Origin of the sequence: Achromobacter sp. GbtcB20 (genome assembly GCF_019091095.1) — a bacterium.
GTDB lineage: Bacteria > Pseudomonadota > Gammaproteobacteria > Burkholderiales > Burkholderiaceae_B > Achromobacter > Achromobacter mucicolens.
The window spans coordinates 1-243 of the sequence record NZ_JAGXJZ010000800.1 but is presented as its reverse complement, the minus strand read 5'-3'; the positions used below and the strand labels follow the sequence as shown (position 1 = coordinate 243).

Here is a 243-nt window from a genome sequence, read left to right as displayed (position 1 = left end):
GCAGCGCTATCACCACGCTGTTGCAGACCACGGCGCACGACGGGCGGCGCAAACTTCGAGCGGCGCATGCCTTCGAGCACGTCCTGCGGCAGTTCGCCGAACTTCTCCAATGCTGCCCGAGCTGCGGCGTTCTTGGCCGCGAAGTCGTCGCGGGTGCAGCCCGAGTAGCGGTATTGCTGGGCCAGGCTGAACAGGCTGCGCAGCGCGTGGGCACCTTCGTTGAGCCAGCGCTCCAACGTCGAG

At 67.1% G+C, this 243-nt stretch carries 1 protein-coding gene; it reads right to left on the bottom strand.

What is annotated here, in order from left to right; all coding sequences use genetic code 11:
• Window positions 1–243 (bottom strand): AcaB family transcriptional regulator (locus KVT32_RS31170; RefSeq protein WP_217619543.1); only part of this gene is annotated, 243 nt, incomplete at both ends.